This is a genomic window from Cupriavidus sp. GW822-FHT06G04 (assembly GCF_058799075.1).
In genome coordinates this window covers 23,620-42,485 of the sequence record NZ_JBXALD010000014.1, presented here as the reverse complement: position 1 = coordinate 42,485, position 18,866 = coordinate 23,620, and the positions used below count along the sequence as shown (strand labels likewise).

Here is an 18,866-nt window from a genome sequence, read left to right as displayed (position 1 = left end):
GCGCGTCAGTGTCGTTTCAAGCTTCCCACTGTTCGCAGGTGCGTCGCACGGTATCGCGCAGGCTGTGCGCTTCCCCGTTGACCGTACGCACCCAGTGCGCATCATTGTCACGGCTGGCAGCCTGGGCGCGGATGTTGGCCAGCGCCTGGAGCGAGCCAAGCGCTTCGGCGTGCGGCTCCAACGCATCGCAGATCGACAGGATGTGGTCGGCAATCGGCATGCGCGTCAGCTCGTTCGGATGCACATATTCCCCTTCCAGACCGAAGCGGCATGCCTGAAAGCGGTTGAACGTGTACACCAGGTAGTCGTCTTCCTGCGGCATGAATGGACGCGACAGCAGCAGGTAGCGCGCCAACGCCTGAATATAGGCGGCGATGTCGCACGCGCGCTGGACCGTCAGCGGCGTGTCCATGACGCGGACTTCGATCGTGCCGAACTCGGGCTTGGGACGGATATCCCAGTAGAAGTCCTTCATGCTTTCGATCACGCCGGTGGCGTGCATCTTGTCGAAATAGGCCTTGAAGGCATCCCATGTCAGCACATGCGGCGCGCGACCGCTCATCGGAAACGCCGCCACCGAGTTCAGTCGCGCTGACGCAAATCCGGTATCGACGCCCTGCACATACGGGGACGACGCCGCCAGCGCAATGAAATGCGGAACATAGCGGCCGATCGCGTGCAGCAGGAACAGCGACTCGTCCGCACTGGGGCAGCCGATGTGCACGTGCTGGCCAAATACCGTGAACTGCTTGGCGAGGTAGCCGTACAGTTCCGAGATGTACTGATAGCGCGGCGAGTCGGAAATGGTGCGATCCGACCAGACCTGGAACGGGTGCGTGCCGCCGCCGCAGATACCGAGATTGAGCCCACGCGACGCATTGAGCATCAGGTCCCGCATCACGGTCAGCTCTTCCAGCGCTTGCGCGTAATCGCGACAAATGCCGGTGCTGATCTCGATCATCGACGGACTGATTTCAGGCTTGATGTCGCCGGCGTGCTGCGCGCCCTTGAGTGCACGCAGCAGATCGGGCGCAAACGGCGCGAGATCGTAATCGTGCCGGTTGACGAGCTGCAGCTCCAGCTCCACGCCGAATGTCAGCGCTTCGGAATGCTTGAACGGTTCGAGCGACATCAGCGCCCTCCTCCATTTTCCCGCGCCTCACCCGCATAGCGCAGCGCCCACGCCGCGATGATCGGGCCCAGCAGTTGCTCGATCGCGAGCGCGCACAGGATGATCGACGCAAGCGGCGCGCCCGTGCCTGGATACAGGCGAGCCACGTCGCTCATCAAAAGATAAGCCAGCCCCGACATCGGCGCCAGCGCCAGACCGAGCGCCGCGCACTGGCGCAGGCTCAGTCCCGAAAACGATCCCAGCGATACCACGCCCACCAGCTTCGCCACATGGCGGAACACCACCAGCGCAACCGCCAGCGTACCGCCCACGACCCAGTCATGTGCGGTCAGCGGCAGACCCAGCGACACCACCATCACGATGATCAGCAAGCTGCCTGCGCTGCCGAAATGCGTGGGCCACACGTGCGGCTGGCGATCCTGGTGTTTGAACACAACACCGGCCAGCATCAGCGTGAGCGGCATCGACAGCTTTAACAGCCGCGTGAGCGCAAGCGTGAACAGCACGAGCCCAACCAACACCAGGAAGCTGTAGTGATCGTCGGCAGACATGCGCGCATACAGCGCGTGGCCGAACTTGCCCACCACCCATGCCAGCAGGCACGACCCCACCAGCAGGTAAAGCGGATGCAACAGCGCAGCGCCGAGATTGCCGTACTCGGAATGCAGCCAGCCAGTGGCCACCTGCACGATCGCCGCGGCGTAGATGCTGTTCAGCGCCGCCATGGCCATCAACCGTTCGGTGACCTGCCCTTCGGCGCGTAATTCGTTCTTCAGTTGCAGCACGATGGTCGGCGAGGTGCTGACCGCGATGCCGCCCGCCAGGATCGCCACGCCGGGCGAAGCGCCGAGCCACTGTAGCACCGTGGCTACCAGACCCCAGGTCAGCAGGCTCTCGGCGGCGCTGGTGAACAGCAGCCAGCGGTTTGCGCGCAGCCACGACAGCGACACGCGATGGCCCAGCTCGAACAGCGCCAACGCCAGCGCCATGTCGATCAGGATGCGCGTCTGCGCAATCATGTTTTCGTCGACGATGCTGCGGCCGAGCATGCCGGCGAATAGCCCGATCACCGCATAGCCGACGATGCGCGGGCAACCGAGCCAGCGACGACAGACCTCGCCGGCCAGGCCGGCGCCGACCAGCGCGAGGCCGACCCAGAATAGGCCGCCCGGGGCCAGCGGCAGCGTGGGGAAAAGTTGGCTCAGTCCGTTCATGCGCGACATGGTAACGGAAGCACACACCTTTAAGTGTCAGTGCTTGTCCGACACTTTCTTCAATGCGCTGCCAAATGCTGGCTTCTACAAACAAAAAGCGCCATCTGCTGCGATGACGCTTTTGTAAGACTTTCAGAATCAGATTTGTCTTGTGCGCTGGCTCACACGCCCCAGATCTTCCACCACGGCCGGGTGGCTTTCAGGCCAGCCTCGGCCTTGGCGTAGAGCCCGCGGGTGGCGCCAGTGTTGGCGCCGCGCGCATGGTCGAACCAGGCCAGCGCCATCTCGCGCTGTCGCATACCAAGCGCCGCCAGAACGGCAAGCAGCCGCGTCTGTGCATCCCAATCGTCGTGCGTCGCGAAGGCCATCTGGAAATCGGTCAGCGCTTCGGGGTGGCGCTGCTGATCGACCAGCACTTTCGCCCGTTGCACACGCGCGGCGGCCTGCTTGCGCGCGTCCCCGTCGGCCAGCGCCACGGCCTGCTCGAACAGTGGCAGCGCGCGTTCGTGGTCGCCAAGGTCGTACCAGATCTGGCCGAAGCGGCTGCAAAGCCAGCTGTCCTCCACCAGCAGCGAACGACGCTGCAAGGCTTCGAGTTCGGCAATGGCGTCGGCCTTGTCATGCTCGTCCATCGACGCCATGCCGGCCTGCAGCAGCGCGCCGTAGTGCGCCCGTGCATGGGCCATGGCGTGCGCGCCTTCGCTGCGCGCTTCCACGGGCAACGCGTCCAGACGCGCATCCATGTGCGCCAGCGCCGCACTGGCCGATTCCGTCGCTTCGCGGCCGCCGATGGCTGCCCACGCCGCCACCAGCCGGCTGAACGCCCAACTTACGTCGGCGGGATTGCGCTCGACCGGATAGCGGTTCAGCACCTGACCGGCCAGGTCCACGACCTGCTGATGCTGCCCGGCCGACGCGTACGCGTCGAGCAGGTCTATCCAGTGCTCGATGAAGTCGCTGGCCGCCATGCCCTTGCGATGCAGCGCGACCTTCTCTTCGAGATGCGCCGCATCGGCGGGCAGCGTGCGCGCCAGCAGGCGGCACAGCAGCGAATAGAGATGCGGATCGGCATTGCCACCGTGGCCCTGCGCGTCGCCTTCGCCCGTGGCGAAATACGCTTCGAAGCACGCCAGGCCCTTGCGGCACGCGGCTTCCAGCGTGGGCTTGAGCGCCGCCTGCGAGGCGGGCACTTCATCGAGAAAACTGCCGAGCCAGACCGCGGCATCGAAGTACAGCGCGCCGTCGTCGGCACCCGCCGTGAGTGCGAACCCGGCCCACGCCGGCTGCGCCGGTGCGTTGGCGCCGGCGTCGCGGTGCATCTGCTGACGCCACGACAGCGCGCGAACCTGGGCCAGCGGATCGGGCACCTGCCGCAGGTATGTGTCGATATCGTCGAGCGCGGCGGCGGGGTCGATGCCAAGCCGCAGAGGCGCGCGCAGCCGGCGCGCCTCGGGATGATCGGGCAGCTCGGCGAGCACGCGTTCGGCCTGCTGCGCGGCCAGCGCATCGCCCTCGGCCGCGGTCATCTCGAGCACATGCGGGGAATCGAGCGCGATGCGTCCCAGGCAAACGCGCAGCAGCGGCTCGCCGAGCACGCCTGCCGCGTCGCTGCGCGCGACGTAGTCCTGCACCAGCGGCAGGATGTCGCCAGAGCCGAGGTCGGGCGATCGATAGAGGAGGTCGTGCCAGTAACGGCCGGCCAGCGCGAAATCATTGAGCCGGAAAGCCACGAAGCCCGCGTAGAAATGCGCCGCCCATTCGCCGGTGGCGAGGCCGTTGCGGCGCGCGGCCTCATGGAGCCACGGCTGCGCCTCGGTATCGCGGCCAGCGCGCATCAGCAGCGTGCCGTACAGATGGGCCAGCGCGCCGCGCGAGGCCCAGCGGTGCATCGGCTCCAGCGGCAGCTCGGGCAGTTGCTGCATCGCTTCGTCCAGCGCCGCGAGAGCGGCGGCGATATCGCCACGGTCGGACTGCAGTTGTGCGCGCAGCGCGGCATAGTCGACCACTTCCGGATGCTCGGCCCAAAGTTGGTCGGCAATCTTCAACGCCTCGTCGTGGCGCCCGGCATTGGCTAGCGCGATCGCGTGTTCATAACGAACATCCTGCACGGTCCGCTCCTTGTTCAAGAATTCAGCAAAAGCGCGATTATGCGCCAACGGCGCGCCGTGATTTGCAGAGAACATCAACAAGTAATATCAATTTGATTACCGTTGACTTCGCAGCGAACCCATAAAAAACGCCACCGCGGAGCACTCCGCGATGGCGCCAGTTCTGCTGGCAACGCCGTACGCAGGAAAGACGTACGACGCGCCGAGGTTGGATCCGTAAGGACTTACTTGCCGCCCACGGTTTCCAGGACGGTCCACTTGCCGCCTTGCACCTTGTAGACGGTGATGCCGCCGTCCTTGAGGTCGCCGCGCGCATCGTAGGCCAGCGTCTTGGTGGTCACGCCCTGCATGTTGGTCGCGGCCAGCACCGGCAGATAGCGCGCCGGATCGGCCGAACCGGCCTTGATCATGGCCGTCATCATCGCCGTGGCGCCGTCATAGGCGTATGGCGAATAGGTCTGCACCTTCGAGCCGAAGCGCTTCTCGTACTTCTTCTCGTAGGCGGCGCCGCCCGGCATCTGGTCCAGCGGCAGGCCGGCCAGCGACACCACGGTGCCTTCTGCAGCCGGGCCCGCCAGCTTCAGGAAGTTGTCGGTCTTGGACATTTCGCCCGACACCAGCGGGGACTTCATGCCCAGTTCCTTGACCTGCTTGGCCATCGGCGCCGACTGCGTTTCCGCGCCGCCATAGAAGATGACGTCCGGATTACTGCGCTTGATGTTGGTCAACACCGCCTTGAAGTCGACTGCCTTGTCGTTGGTGAATTCGCGACGCACGATCTTTCCGCCGGCGGCCTTTGCAGCCTTTTCGAACTCATCGGCCAGGCCCTGGCCGTAGGCGGTACGGTCGTCGACGATGGCGATATTCTTGGCGCCCAGCTTTTTCACCACGAAGGCGCCGATCACCGAACCCTGCTGGGTGTCGGAGGTCATCATGCGGAACGTGGTCTTGAAGCCCTGGCGCGTATATTCGGGCGCCGTAGCCATGGCGATCTGCGGAATGCCGGCGCGGTTGTAGACCATCGAGGCCGGGATGCTGGTGCCCGAGTTGAAGTGGCCGAGCATGCCCTGGATGCCCGCGTCCACCAGCTTCTGCGCCACCACCGAACCGGTCTTCGGATCGGCCTGGTCGTCTTCGGAGATCAGTACGAACTTGACATCCTTGCCACCGATTTTCGGCTTGGTGGCGTTCATGTCGTCGATGGCCAGGACGATGCCGTTTTGCATGTCCTTGCCGTATTGCGCCTGGCCGCCGGTCAGCGGGCCGGCATAGCCCAGCTTGATTTCCTGTGCCTGCGCAAACGCGGCGGAGGCGGCGGTCAGGCCGGCAACGGCCATGGCGACGGTCATGGCCGTCTTGCGGAATGTCGAGCTCATCAGTTCTCCTTGGGTCCCATAGGGTGCCATATAGTGCCGGTGTCGGCATATTTTCGGATCGGCGTTGGCAGCACCGCCCGTTCCTGAACTGCGCGGACAGGGTCGGGATCGCCGGTCCCTGCCGCGCACTTGCATCTGACGCGCTTCGGAAAAGGCCGAGCCTCAGCCGATCGTCATCAAACTTGCATTGCCGCCCGCAGCCGCCGTATTGACGGACAGCGAACGCTCGATCAACAAACGCTCGAGCGCGATGTTCGGTTCACCCTGGGCAAGGCCCTGGACGCCGACAATCGGGCCCGGGCGCGTCGCCACCAGTTCGCATACGGTGCGTAGCTGGTCGGAATCGCCGTGGTGCAGCACTGCATCAAAAACGATGTCCGATGCCTTCCAGTCAGAAACGACACGGACGCGCGATTGTACTGCCACCGGCAGGCGCGCCAACAGCGACTTCGCGATCGGTGTGTCTGGCCACAACGCTTGCGCGCCAACCGCCAGAACCGCCGCCAGTTGCAGCGCCAGATCGCCTTCCTGCTGGGCCAGGCACAGCACGTGGTCACGCGGCAGCAACGAATACGTATTGCGCTCGCCGGTGGGACCGGGCAGCGTTGCCGTCAGGCCCGACGGCGACGCCGCGGCCATGCGATCGCATGCCGCCGCCAGTTCGGGCTGGCCGGACTGTGCCCAGGCTTTCAGCGCCGCCAGTTCCGGCGATACCGGCGCATTGGCCGGGGCGCCGGAAACGTCCGAGGCGCGGACCGCGCGCGCCACGGCATCCTGCGGACAGACGGACAGCAGGCGATGCAGATAAAGCGGGCCGCCCGCCTTCGGACCGGTGCCGGACAAGCCCTCGCCGCCAAATGGCTGCACGCCGACCACTGCGCCAACGATGTTGCGGTTGACATAGAGATTGCCCACCTGCGCGCGATCCACGATATGTGCAATGGTCTCGTCGATACGCGTGTGGATGCCGAGCGTAAGCCCGTAGCCGGTGCCGTTGATCTGGCCGATCATTGCGTCGAGTTCCGCGCGCGGGAAGCGCACCACATGCAGCACGGGACCGAACACTTCGCGTTGCAATTCGGCGATCGAATCGAGTTCGATCAGCGTCGGCGGCACGAAGGTGCCATGACGGCAGGCCGCCGACTGCGCCGCGCCGGCCTCTCCCTGCGGCGCCGCCTGGTAGACGCGGCGGCCCTTGGCGCGCATCGCTTCGATATGGCGCACGATATTGCCGCGCGCTTCCTCGTCGATCACCGGGCCGACGTCGGTCGAAAGACGGTCGGGATTTCCGAGCGTCAGCTCGCCCATCGCGCCCTTGAGCATTTCGAGGATGCGGTCGGCCACGTCCTCCTGCAGGCACAGCACGCGCAACGCCGAACAGCGCTGACCGGCCGAATCGAACGCCGACGACACCACATCGCCGACCACCTGCTCGGCCAGCGCAGAAGAATCGACGATCATCGCGTTCTGGCCGCCAGTCTCGGCGATAAGCGGGATCGGACGGCCCGCGGCGTCGAGCCGGCCCGCGACATTACGCTGCAGCAGGCGCGCCACTTCGGTGGATCCGGTAAACATCACGCCCTTGACGCGCGCGTCGCCCACCAGCGCCGCGCCAACGGTCTCGCCACGGCCGGGCAACAGTTGCACTGCGGCCGCCGGCACGCCCGCCTCGCGCAGCACCCGCACCGCGGCGGCGGCAATCAGCGGCGTCTGCTCGGCCGGCTTGGCCAGCACCGGATTGCCGGCAGCCAGCGCGGCGGCAACCTGGCCGGTAAAGATAGCCAGCGGAAAATTCCACGGGCTGATGCAGACCACCGGGCCCAGCGGACGGTGCGTGTCGTTCGAGAACGTTTCGCGCACCTGCACCGCGTAGTAGCGCAGGAAGTCCACGGCTTCGCGCACTTCGGCGATGGCGTTCGAGAAGGTCTTGCCGGCCTCGCGCATGATGGTGCCCATCAGCGACTGCATCTGCGCTTCCATCAGGTCGGCCGCGCGCTCCAGCGCGGCGGCGCGCACTTCGGGCGGCGTGGCCTGCCAGATCGGCGCAACGTTGACGGCGGCGTTCAGCGCGGCCTCGATCTCGGCCGGCGTGGCCTCGCTGACCTGTCCCACCACATCGCGATGGTCGGCCGGGTTCAATACCGGTGCGAACGTGGCATCGGCGCGCGCGACTTCCACGCCCAGTTGGGGCTCGGCACGCAGCGTCTCGCTGGTGCCCGCCAGCAGCGCCGACGACAGCGACGCGAGCCGATGTTCGTTCGACAGGTCGATGCCGGCGGAATTGGCGCGCGACTTGCCGTACAGCGTGCGCGGCTGCGGAATGCGCGGGTGCGGCATGCCGAGCACGCCTTCGGTCTTGTGCATTTGCTCGACCACGGCGACGGGGTCGGCCACCAGTTCGTCCAGCGGAATCGTCTCGTCGGCGATGCGGTTCACAAATGACGTGTTCGCGCCGTTTTCCAGCAATCGGCGCACCAGGTATGCCAACAGCGTTTCATGTGTGCCGACCGGTGCGTAGATGCGGCACGGCCGATTGAACTTGCCTTGCGCCACCGGCCCGACGACCTGGTCGTACAGCGGCTCACCCATGCCGTGCAGGCATTGGAATTCGTACTGGCCTGGGTAATAGTTCTGGCCGGCGATCTGATAGATGGCCGACAGCGTGTGCGCGTTGTGCGTGGCGAACTGCGGATAGATCGCGTCGGGCACGGACAACAGCTTGCGCGCACAGGCCACGTACGACACATCGGTGAACACCTTGCGCGTGTACACCGGATAGCCTTCCAGCCCGTCCACCTGGGCGCGCTTGATTTCGCTGTCCCAGTAGGCGCCCTTGACCAGGCGGATCATCAGGCGGTGACGGCTGCGGCGCGCCAGGTCGATCAGGTAGTCGATCACGAACGGGCAGCGCTTCTGGTATCCCTGCACCACGAAGCCGATGCCGTTCCAGCCGGCCAGTTCGGGCTCGAAACACAGGCGCTCGAGCAGATCGAGCGAAATCTCCAGGCGGTCGGCTTCCTCGGCATCGATATTGATGCCGATGTCGTATTGGCGCGCCAGCAGCGTGAGCGACTTCAGGCGCCCGTAGAGTTCGGAAATCACGCGCTCATGCTGCGCGCGGCTGTAGCGCGGATGCAGCGCCGACAGCTTGATCGAAATGCCGGGGCCTTCGTAGATGCCGCGCCCGCGCGACGCCTGGCCGATGGCGTGAATGGCCTGTTCGTACGACGCAAGGTAGCGCTGCGCGTCCGCTTCGGTCATCGCGGCTTCGCCGAGCATGTCGTACGAATAGCGGAAACCTTCGGCCTCGTACTTGCGGGCGTTGGCCAGCGCTTCGGAAATCGTTTCGCCGGTCACGAACTGCTCGCCCATCAGGCGCATGGCCATGTCGACGCCCTTGCGGATCAGCGGCTCGCCGCCCTTGCCGATGATGCGCGTGAGCGCCTTCGACAGCCCCGATTCAGTGTGCGTGGCCACCAGCTTGCCGGTCAGCAACAGTCCCCAGGTGGCGGCGTTGACGAACAGCGACGGGCTCTGGCCCAGATGCGACTGCCAGTTGGCACCGCTGATCTTGTCGCGGATCAGCGCGTCGCGCGTGGCCTTGTCGGGAATGCGCAGCAGCGCCTCAGCCAGACACATCAGCGCCACGCCTTCCTGCGACGACAGCGAGAACTCCTGGATCAACCCCTGCACCAGCCCTTCGCGGCCCGTTCCCACCTTTTGCTCGCGCAGCTTCTGCGCCAGCGCCTTGGCCATCTTGATGGCGGCATCGGCCTGCGCCTGCGGCAGGCGCGCCTGTTCGAGCAGCACCGGCACGCACTCGGTTTCCGGACGGCGATAGGCGGACGTGATGGCCGCGCGCAGCACCGATTGCGGCTGGATACTCTGCGCAAATTCCAGGAACGGCTGCGGCGCGCCATCGCTCTGCGCGTGATCGCCCGCATCGGCCCCGTCTACCTCGTTGAGCGCCGCGGCGCCGGCTTCATGAGGGAGATGACCGCGTTCCACCTGTTCCAGATACGTAAAGATGGCTTGCTTGATCAGCCAGTGCGGCGTGCGATCGATCGATTGGGCGGCGCGCTTGAGCCGTTCGCGCGAAGCGTCGTCGAGCTTGACGCCGAGGGTGGTGGTGGCCATGCGGGGATTCTCCAGCGGATCTTGGGATCGGGTTGGCATTGGCTTAAACGATGCGCGCGTGCGCGCACCGTCCAGCGTGCCGGACTGGCGCGATCTTACTATCGGAGTTTTACTAGGTGCAACCTAGTGCAACCACTTAGTTTTTCCGGAGTTTTCGGGTTGCACTAAAGCAACGCTTTGCGCATTTCGCTGCGCAATTTCAAATCCGCAGTGGATCGATTTCCAGCTGCCAGCGCACGCCTTTCGCGTGCCGGCCCGCTGCATCGAAAGTCTGGACCCACTCACTAACAAACCGTTGCAGCACGGGGCGCGAGCCGGCTTCCACCAACATTTGCGCGCGCTCCTTGTTGAATAGTCGGACCATCGACATCGGCACCGGATCATGCAGTTGCACCTCCGGCGCCATCGCGCAGGCGTCGGCCTGGTCGCGGACGGCCTGCAGAAACGCCAGCGCCCGTTCCAGTTGCGCATGTTCGGCGGTCACCAGTACCTGGTAGGCGAACGGGGGCAACCCGGCCTGACGGCGTTCGCGCAACTGGCTTGCCGCAAAACCATCATAGTCATGGCGCGCCAGTGCCTGCAACGCGGGCGCATCCGGATAACGGGTCTGGATCAGTACCTCACCGCCCAGACCGGCCCGGCCGGCGCGGCCGGACACCTGCATCAGCGACGCGAACAAATGCTCGGCGGCGCGGAAGTCATGGCTGAACATGGCTGCATCCGGATGAACGATGCCAACCAGCGTGACGCGCTGGAAGTCGTGTCCCTTGGCCACCATTTGCGTGCCAACGAGAATGTCGACCTCACCGGCGTGCACTTCGTCGAACATCGCCTGGGCGCTGCCCTTGCGCCGAGTCGAGTCGGCGTCGATGCGCGCGATGCGAGCCTGTGGAAAACGTGTGGATAACGCTTCCTCGATGCGCTGCGTGCCGCGCCCCAAGGGCGCGATATCGACGTTGCCACAGTCGGGACAATGATGCGGGACCGGCGACTCCAGCCCGCAGTGATGGCAGCGCAGGCGCCGCTCCGGCCGGTGCAGCACCATATAGGCCGAACAGCGCGGGCATCCCGACAGCCATCCGCAGCTGTCGCACGCCAGCACCGGGGCGTATCCGCGCCGATTCAGGAACAACAGGCTTTGCTCACCGCGTTCGAGACGCTGCGCCAGGGCGTCTAGCAGCGGTTGGGACAACCCTTCATAGAGCGCGCGTTGACGTTGGCGCTCGTGATTGAGATCGATCAGCCGCACGGTGGGCAGCGTTGCATCGGCCTGAGCGCGTTCGCGCAATACGAGCTTGCGGTACGCGCCCTGCTCGGCCCGATGCCACGTCTCCATCGACGGCGTGGCCGAGCCCAGCACGATCGGCACCTTCAACTGGTTGGCGCGCCAGACGGCCAGATCGCGCGCGGAGTAACGCAACCCTTCCTGCTGTTTGTAGGACGTATCGTGCTCTTCGTCGACCACGATCAGCCTGAGATTAGGCATCGACGCCATGATCGCCATGCGCGTGCCCAGCACGATGCGCGCTTCACCACGATGCGCCGCGAGCCACTGCAGGCTGCGCTCCTGGTCGGCCAGGCCGCTGTGCAGCACGGCCAGCGGCAGGTGCGGAAAGCGTTCCGCGATACGCGCCTGCAACTGCGGCGTCAGGTTGATTTCGGGGACCAGCATCAGCATTTGCGCCGACGGGTCCGCCGCGAGGCGCTCGGCGATCGCGTGGAGATACACCTCGGTCTTGCCGCTGCCGGTCACGCCATACAGCAGGAACGCCGCGTACCCGGGCGCGGCGGCGATGGCCGCCACGGCCTGCCGCTGTTCGTCATGGAGCGGCGGCGCCACCGAGGGCGGGCGGCTCGTGTCGACGTCGAGCAACGGGCGATCCGCGTGCGCGCATTCGACCCAGCCAGCCGATTCCCACTCGGCCAGCCGCGCCGGGGCCGCGGTGCAGATCTCGCGCGCGTCCGCCAGGCGTACCCAGTCCTGCGACGCCGCCAATGCCTCGGCCAACGCCCGCACGGTGCGCGCGCGGCTGGGCGCGGCCTCGAGCAAGGCTTCCGCACTGTCGGGACGCAGGCGGTATTGCGTGGTCTGCGCGCGCTGGCCCAGGCGGTCCCAGGTGTCAGCCTCGCGCAGCGACGGCGGAAGCGCGGGCAGCATCACTTCGCCAAGGCGGCGGTGGTAATAACGCGCGGCGAAGCGTGCCAGGGCGATCCAGTCAGCGTTCAGCGGCGGCAGCCAGCCCGCGCGCTGGGCCACGGGGCGAAGCCGGTCTTCCGGGACATCCGAAGTGGCTACACGCGCGACCACGACGCCCACCACGGCTCGTTTGCCGAAGGGCACTACGACGAGATCGCCCGGGACTTCGTCGCCCGTAGAGAGATAGTCGAAACAATCGTCCGCCGGGGTGTCCAGCGCCACGCGGACGATGTGTCCGCCACCCGATGGCGCTTGCGGCTGTTCGTCGCGGCGTTCCGTATACGCCACACTTGCGGCCGGCTGATCGTGTGCCGAAAAGCTGTCCGGAGTCATGCCATCACTCCAGCTTGGTGCAGCGACGGAGCGCCATCGTTGTGCATGCGCAGCAAGGCACATCGGGGCGGCGAGGTCTGTGTGCGGCGCAACATCAACTTAAAGTAAAACTTCAAATGTGACCCTAAGTCGATGATCCATGGATGCTTTTCCACCTGATCGGTCCGGCCTGTGGATAACTTTGTTGAAAAGTCGCACCAACTTCCCGCCAAGGCGCACGAAATAAGGCTTTCATCGACCTTGCAACATCGCTTGAAGAAGATTCAAAGCCTTACAAATCAAGGATTTGCACAGATCCCCCAAGTGAGTTAAGGGGTAACCCGCTCGTGCAGTGCCGCAAACCTATCGGTGTGCATAAGTCAAGCCTTGACAGCAAACGCCCGGCACCTTTTTGGCGAAAAATCGAGAAATAGTTTACTTGACAGATCCCTGGCAGCGCCTCTCCCGGCACTATGGGGCAATCGGCCCGCTCGACGCTGCGCCGCAGGGAAAACAGTCGCTTCAGACGGTCGCAACAGTTGACGCCTGACGCAGCTTGCGGCTATGGCGATGCACTTCGTCGACCAGCACCGCAACATTTTCGGGCGGTGTGAATTGGGAGATGCCGTGTCCAAGGTTAAAAATATGACCGTCACTGCCCCCGCCTGCGGCGTAACTGTCGAGCACGTTGCGCACCTGTTCGCGGATGGCCGCTTCGGGCGCAAACAGCACGGTCGGATCGATATTGCCCTGGAGCGCCACGCGGCCGCCGGTACGGCGTCGCGCCTGCGTGAGGTTCACGGTCCAGTCCAGTCCGATCGCGTCGGGCTCGATCTCGGCAATCTGTTCCAGCCAGATGCCGCCGCCCTTTGTAAACACGATGACCGGAATCTGCTCGCCATCATGCGAGCGCTTGAGCCCTTGCAGCACCCGGCGCATGTAATGCAACGAAAACGCCTGGTACATGCCATCGGCCAGGGCGCCACCCCATGTGTCGAACACCATGACGGCCTGCGCGCCGGCGTCGATCTGGGCGTTAAGGTATGCCGTGACGGCCTGGGCGTTGATATCGAGGATGCGGTGCATCAGGTCCGGCCGGCCATACATCATGGCCTTCACGGTGCGGAAATCGTCCGATCCGCCGCCTTCGACCATGTAGCAGGCAAGCGTCCAGGGGCTGCCCGAAAAGCCGATAAGCGGCACGCGCTGCTTGCCGCCTTGAACCAAAGCGCGACGGATTTCGCTGACCGCGTCGAACACGTACTGCAGCGACGACATGTCAGGCACCGCAAGCTTGGCCACGTCCGCCTCGGTGCGCAGCGGATGCGCGAAGCGCGGACCCTCGCCCTGCGCGAACGACAGGCCCAAGCCCATTGCGTCGGGCACGGTGAGGATATCGGAGAACAGGATGGCCGCATCGAGCGGGTATCGATCCAGCGGTTGCAGCGTGACCTCGGTGGCATAGGCCGGGTTCTTGGCCAGGCCCAGGAAACTGCCGGCGCGGGCGCGCGTGGCGTTGTATTCCGGCAGATAACGGCCTGCCTGGCGCATCAGCCACAGCGGCGTGTATTCGGTAGGTTGCCGGCGCAATGCGCGCAGGAAAGTGTCGTTCTGCAATGCGGTCATGGTCATCCTCGTAAGACCGCCATTCTACGGGAACGACGCCTGCTTCCGGCTAGGCCGGCGTGATAAGCGTCATCCTCGCGGCAGCTTTCAAACGTCGTCGAAGCTGTCGACGAAGGCATGCGCTGCGCGGCGCATCCATTCGCGCGCGCGTGGCGCGTCAGGCTGCAGCCGCGCGAATCCATGCGTCATGCCGCTGGCTTCGATGGTGATGACCGGCGCATCGTGACGGACCAGGAAATCGGCGTAGGCCAGCCCGTCGTCGCGCAAGACATCGTTGGCCGCCACCATCACGACGCTGGCCGGCGGCCGCCACCGGGGCGGCGTGGCCATCAGATGCACGCGCGGGTCCGCGTGCTCTGCGCCACGGGCAAGTGCCTCGGCGCCGATGTACTGGGTCCAGAACCACGACATTTCGTCCCGGGTCAGGCCTGGCCCATCGGCAAATGCGCGATAACTTTCCGTGGTGAGCACGGGCGCGGTTACCGGATAGATCAGCAGTTGCGCACGCACGACGTGCTGGCTGGCGGCATCGTTAATGGTCCGTGCCGCTGTCGCGGCCAGATGCGCCCCGGCACTGTCGCCGGCAACTGCCAAAAAGTCCGTGGCAAAGCCAAGTCGCGCGCGGGCGTCGGCAAACCATTGCACGGCCGCCAATGCATCGTCGGCCGGGGCCGGAAACGCATGTTCCGGCGCGAGGCGGTAGTCGACGCTGGCGACGGCGCATCCGGTATCGGCGGCCAGCAGCGCGGCGACGGTGTGGTGGGTTCGCGGCGATCCGACCACCCATCCGCCACCGTGGAAATAGACGATCACGCGCGGCGCGTCGATATTCGACGGGCGAAATAAGCGCGCGGACAACTGTCCGGCGCCGCCATCGATCAGCAGATCGCTGACTTCAATATTGTCAGGATCGGGCCACTGCGACTGTGCCGCTACATCCTCGAAACGTGCACGGCGCGCGGGGGCGTCAACCGCCGCGGGCGCACCGGCGTAGCGCTCGGCCATGCGAAGGTAATAAGCTTGGAGTTGGGGATCGATGGCCATGGCAGCGCGTCATGTGGAAAGAACGGCCGTCAGTGTAATGGCACCGGAGGCAGGTGTTGGTGCGAAAAAGCGCCACGGCAACCGTTTCGAATCGTAACGCTGAATGCGCTAGCGAACACAATTGCCGACGCCGGTTTTATCGCACCCCTCGAAAGAAGGGATTACCAAAGGGATCGCCAGAAAAAACGTAATGCATTCAGTACGCTAGCAACAAATTGTCTTAACATTGGCCGGCGTAGGGAAATGGGAAAGCGATAGTGAAATCGGTTTCATAATCGGATAAAAGTGTTCAAAACGCCGTCTTCTGACGCGCCGCACTTTCATCTACTTGCAAACCGATACATTTTGTTACTGCCATCGCCATAAGTTTCCCCCACAATGCATTGACACACCAGCCCTTGGTGTGGGGCATCCCCGCCGCTAAAGCTTTGAATAATAAGGGGATGTGGAAGAAAGCCTGAGCAGTACCCCGATTTTTCCGGATCAGCGGAGTGCAATCCACCGATCCGGAATACCAGGAAGACCGATAGCGCGAGGCTTGAGACTCCGAGAACTGGAATCTCGCCGAGATTGCGGAAAGAAAGTTCCGTTGCGCTTGTAAGTGATTCCTGGACCGAACCCGTTCCTTCGAATTGACCCCTCGAAGGGATTTTCCCGTCCGCGCGGAGCCTCCCCGGCCCGCGCGCTTTTTTTTGTGGTCCAGGCTGGGAAATATAGCGCCCGTCCGAAAAAAAAGGCAGCCGACTGGCTGCCTTTTTTACTGCTGCGCTCAAAATACAACAGCGCAGCCCCTGCAGGGTCATGCTTACTTCTTACGACGCAGGCGGGCGATAGCAGCCAGTTGCGCGGCCGCTACTGCCAGTTCGCTCTGGGCGCGAGCCAGGTCCAGGTCGCCGCTCTGATTCTGCATCAGTTCTTCGGCGGCGCGCTTGGCTTCCTGAGCCTTGGCTTCGTCCAGGTCCGAACCGCGGATGGCGGTGTCGGCCAACACGGTGACGTGCTGAGGCTGGATTTCGAGAATGCCGCCGGCCACGAACACAAATTCTTCGCTGCCGTCTTCCTTCTCGATGCGCACTGCACCCGGCTGGATACGGGTGATCAGCGGCGTGTGGCCGGGCAGAATACCCAGCTCACCCGTCTCGCCCGGCAGCGCCACGAACTTCGCCTGACCGGAGAAGATCGAAGCTTCCGCGCTGACGACGTCTACAAGAATGGTTGCCATATAAGATCCTTTCTCCAGAAAGCGTTTGCTTCCCGATATCAGGAAGCACGTACTCCGCCTTCAGCGCTGGCGCGGCTGCCGCGGACGTTGAAGTCCGCGCGCCGCTGCCGTGGGCCAAGGCGGCGAACGCCGCTTACTGAAGCTTCTTGGCCTTCTCGAAGGCTTCGTCGATCGAACCCACCATGTAGAACGCCTGTTCCGGCAGGTGATCGCATTCGCCGTCCACCAGCATCTTGAAACCACGGATGGTTTCCTTCAGCGGCACGTACTTGCCCGGCGAACCCGTGAACACTTCGGCCACGTGGAATGGCTGCGACAGGAAACGCTGGATCTTACGAGCGCGCGACACGGCCAGCTTGTCTTCCGGCGACAGTTCGTCCATGCCCAGAATCGCGATGATGTCGCGCAGTTCCTTGTAGCGCTGCAGGGTCTGCTGGACGCGGCGGGCCACTTCGTAGTGTTCCGTGCCAACGACTTGCGGATCCAGCTGACGCGAGGTCGAGTCGAGCGGATCGACGGCGGGGTAGATACCCAGCGCGGCGATGTCACGCGACAGCACGACGGTCGAGTCCAAGTGCAGGAAGGTGGTGGCCGGCGACGGGTCGGTCAAGTCATCGGCAGGCACGTACACGGCCTGGATCGACGTGATCGAGCCGGTCTTGGTCGACGTGATGCGCTCCTGCAGCTTGCCCATTTCTTCAGCCAGCGTCGGCTGATAGCCCACGGCCGAAGGCATACGGCCCAGCAGTGCCGACACTTCGGTACCGGCCAGCGTGTAGCGGTAGATGTTGTCGACGAAGAACAGGATGTCGCGGCCTTCGTCACGGAAACGCTCGGCCATGGTCAGGCCGGTCAGCGCCACGCGCAGACGGTTGCCCGGCGGCTCGTTCATCTGGCCGAACACCATGGCCACCTTGTCGAGCACGTTCGAGTCCTTCATTTCGTGGTAGAAGTCGTTGCCCTCACGGGTACGCTCGCCCACGCCTGCAAACACCGACAAACCGCTGTGCTGCTTGGCGATGTTGTTGATGAGTTCCATCATGTTCACGGTCTTGCCGACGCCGGCGCCACCGAACAGACCCACCTTGCCGCCCTTGGCGAACGGGCAGACCAGGTCGATCACCTTGATGCCCGTTTCCAGCAGGTCAACCGACGGCGACAGTTCGTCGAACTTCGGGGCCTTCTGGTGAATCGCGCGCTTTTCGTCCGCGGCGATCGGACCGGCTTCGTCGATCGGGCGACCCAGCACGTCCATGATGCGGCCCAGCGTGCCGTGGCCAACCGGCACCGAGATGGGGGCGCCGGTGCTCTTCACTGCCATGCCGCGGCGCAGGCCATCCGACGAACCCAGCGCAATGGTACGCACCACGCCGTCGCCGAGCTGTTGCTGCACTTCGAAGGTCAGACCCTTCTCGGCAAACGACTTGTCGTTGCCCTCTTCGAGCACGAGCGCGTCGTACACCTTCGGCATTGCGTCGCGCGGGAACTCGATGTCCACCACGGCGCCAATGCACTGCACAATATTTCCGATACTCATTTCGTATCTCCGATAGCTTGAATTCTTGACGCCTTAGACCGCAGCTGCGCCGCTGACGATTTCCGACAGTTCCTTCGTGATCGCTGCCTGGCGGGTCTTGTTGTAGACCAGCTGCAGTTCGCCAATCACGTTCTTGGCATTGTCGGAAGCCGCCTTCATGGCCACCATGCGCGCGGATTGTTCCGACGCCATGTTTTCGGCCACGGCCTGGTACACCAGCGCTTCGACGTAGCGGACCAGCAGCTCTTCCACAACCGTCTGGGCGTCGGGCTCGTAGATGTAATCCCACGAGTAGGCGCGCTTTTCATCTTCGGTCTGGCTCAGCTTGTCGGCCGCCAGCGGCAGCAGTTGCTCGACCATCGGCTCCTGCTTCATCGTGTTGATGAACTTGGTATATGCCAAGTACACCGCGTCGATTTCGCCGTTGGTAAAGGCGTCCAGCTGGACCTTGATCGCGCCGATCAGCTTTTCCAGATGCGGGGTATCACCGAGGTGCACCACGTTCGAGACCACCTTGGCGCCGATGCGGCCCAGGAACTGCATGCCCTTGGTGCCGATGGCGGTGGCTTGCACTTCCACGCCGCGGCCCTGCAGGGTCTTCAGTTCGTTGGTCACCGCACGCAGCACGTTCGTGTTCAGGCCGCCGCACAGACCCTTGTCGGTCGTCACCACGATCATGCCGGCGCGCTTGATGTCGCGGCCCACCATGAACGGATGCTTGAACTCGGGGTTGGCAGTGGCCAGATGCGCTGCGATATTGCGCACTTTTTCGGCGTACGGGCGGGCGTTGCGCATCCGTTCCTGCGCCTTGCGCATCTTGGATGCGGCGACCATCTCCATCGCCTTGGTGATCTTGCGCGTGTTCTGCACGCTCTTGATCTTGGTTCGAATCTCTTTCGTTCCGGCCATATCTTTCCTCTCCATTCGTGCCGCGCCGCCCACCTTGCGGCGATGACGGCGC

Annotated in this window: 11 protein-coding genes; all 11 read right to left on the bottom strand. The window is 64.3% G+C overall.

What is annotated here, in order from left to right; all coding sequences use genetic code 11:
- Nucleotides 1–16 precede the first annotated feature (16 nt).
- The 11 genes from AC1RKI_RS25765 to atpG all read right to left on the bottom strand — a co-directional run bounded on the left by AC1RKI_RS25765 (nt 17) and on the right by atpG (nt 18,814).
- A complete protein-coding gene (locus AC1RKI_RS25765) occupies nt 17–1,132 on the bottom strand; it encodes a YbdK family carboxylate-amine ligase (RefSeq protein WP_061953433.1) in 1,116 nt (371 codons plus the stop codon).
- On the bottom strand, nt 1,132–2,355 hold the full coding sequence (locus tag AC1RKI_RS25760) for a cation:proton antiporter (protein WP_061953431.1): 1,224 nt from the start codon (nt 2,353–2,355) through the stop codon (nt 1,132–1,134). Before AC1RKI_RS25760 ends, AC1RKI_RS25765 begins: the two co-directional genes overlap by 1 nt.
- A 152-nt stretch (nt 2,356–2,507) precedes the next feature.
- A complete protein-coding gene (locus tag AC1RKI_RS25755) occupies nt 2,508–4,454 on the bottom strand; it encodes a tetratricopeptide repeat protein (RefSeq protein ID WP_492797915.1) in 1,947 nt (648 codons plus the stop codon).
- A 224-nt stretch (nt 4,455–4,678) separates the two neighbouring features.
- Nucleotides 4,679–5,830: a branched-chain amino acid ABC transporter substrate-binding protein gene (locus AC1RKI_RS25750; protein ID WP_061953429.1), complete on the bottom strand. Its 1,152-nt coding sequence runs from the start codon at nt 5,828–5,830 to the stop codon at nt 4,679–4,681.
- Between the two features lie 162 nt (nt 5,831–5,992).
- Nucleotides 5,993–9,967 carry a trifunctional transcriptional regulator/proline dehydrogenase/L-glutamate gamma-semialdehyde dehydrogenase gene (gene putA, locus AC1RKI_RS25745; RefSeq protein WP_492797917.1) on the bottom strand — a complete coding sequence of 1,325 codons (3,975 nt, stop codon included), beginning with the start codon at nt 9,965–9,967 and terminating at the stop codon, nt 5,993–5,995.
- A gap of 199 nt (nt 9,968–10,166) precedes the next feature.
- Nucleotides 10,167–12,497 carry a primosomal protein N' gene (locus tag AC1RKI_RS25740; protein ID WP_492797919.1) on the bottom strand — a complete coding sequence of 777 codons (2,331 nt, stop codon included), beginning with the start codon at nt 12,495–12,497 and terminating at the stop codon, nt 10,167–10,169.
- Nucleotides 12,498–12,998: 501 nt separating this feature from the next.
- Nucleotides 12,999–14,102, bottom strand: coding sequence for a uroporphyrinogen decarboxylase (hemE, locus tag AC1RKI_RS25735; protein WP_492797921.1), 1,104 nt, complete (start codon nt 14,100–14,102; stop codon nt 12,999–13,001).
- A gap of 87 nt (nt 14,103–14,189) precedes the next feature.
- A complete protein-coding gene (locus tag AC1RKI_RS25730; RefSeq protein WP_492797923.1) occupies nt 14,190–15,146 on the bottom strand; it encodes an alpha/beta hydrolase in 957 nt (318 codons plus the stop codon).
- Nucleotides 15,147–15,951: 805 nt separating this feature from the next.
- On the bottom strand, nt 15,952–16,368 hold the full coding sequence (locus tag AC1RKI_RS25725) for a F0F1 ATP synthase subunit epsilon (RefSeq protein ID WP_061953423.1): 417 nt from the start codon (nt 16,366–16,368) through the stop codon (nt 15,952–15,954).
- Nucleotides 16,369–16,501: 133 nt separating this feature from the next.
- Nucleotides 16,502–17,905 carry a F0F1 ATP synthase subunit beta gene (atpD, locus tag AC1RKI_RS25720; protein ID WP_061953421.1) on the bottom strand — a complete coding sequence of 468 codons (1,404 nt, stop codon included), beginning with the start codon at nt 17,903–17,905 and terminating at the stop codon, nt 16,502–16,504.
- 33 nt (nt 17,906–17,938) lie between these two features.
- On the bottom strand, nt 17,939–18,814 hold the full coding sequence (gene atpG, locus AC1RKI_RS25715; RefSeq protein ID WP_404992171.1) for a F0F1 ATP synthase subunit gamma: 876 nt from the start codon (nt 18,812–18,814) through the stop codon (nt 17,939–17,941).
- Nucleotides 18,815–18,866 lie beyond the last annotated feature (52 nt).

Excerpts from the sequence above, each read along its gene's own strand:
- AC1RKI_RS25765 (WP_061953433.1), bottom strand. The coding sequence starts at position 1,132 with ATGTCGCTCGAACCGTTCAAGCATTCCGAAGCGCTGACATTCGGCGTG.
- AC1RKI_RS25760 (WP_061953431.1), bottom strand. The coding sequence starts at position 2,355 with ATGTCGCGCATGAACGGACTGAGCCAACTTTTCCCCACGCTGCCGCTG.
- AC1RKI_RS25750 (WP_061953429.1), bottom strand. The coding sequence starts at position 5,830 with ATGAGCTCGACATTCCGCAAGACGGCCATGACCGTCGCCATGGCCGTT.
- hemE (WP_492797921.1), bottom strand. The coding sequence starts at position 14,102 with ATGACCGCATTGCAGAACGACACTTTCCTGCGCGCATTGCGCCGGCAA.
- AC1RKI_RS25725 (WP_061953423.1), bottom strand. The coding sequence starts at position 16,368 with ATGGCAACCATTCTTGTAGACGTCGTCAGCGCGGAAGCTTCGATCTTC.
- AC1RKI_RS25740 (WP_492797919.1), bottom strand. The coding sequence starts at position 12,497 with ATGACTCCGGACAGCTTTTCGGCACACGATCAGCCGGCCGCAAGTGTG.
- atpD (WP_061953421.1), bottom strand. The coding sequence starts at position 17,905 with ATGAGTATCGGAAATATTGTGCAGTGCATTGGCGCCGTGGTGGACATC.
- putA (WP_492797917.1), bottom strand. The coding sequence starts at position 9,967 with ATGGCCACCACCACCCTCGGCGTCAAGCTCGACGACGCTTCGCGCGAA.
- atpG (WP_404992171.1), bottom strand. The coding sequence starts at position 18,814 with ATGGCCGGAACGAAAGAGATTCGAACCAAGATCAAGAGCGTGCAGAAC.
- AC1RKI_RS25730 (WP_492797923.1), bottom strand. The coding sequence starts at position 15,146 with ATGGCCATCGATCCCCAACTCCAAGCTTATTACCTTCGCATGGCCGAG.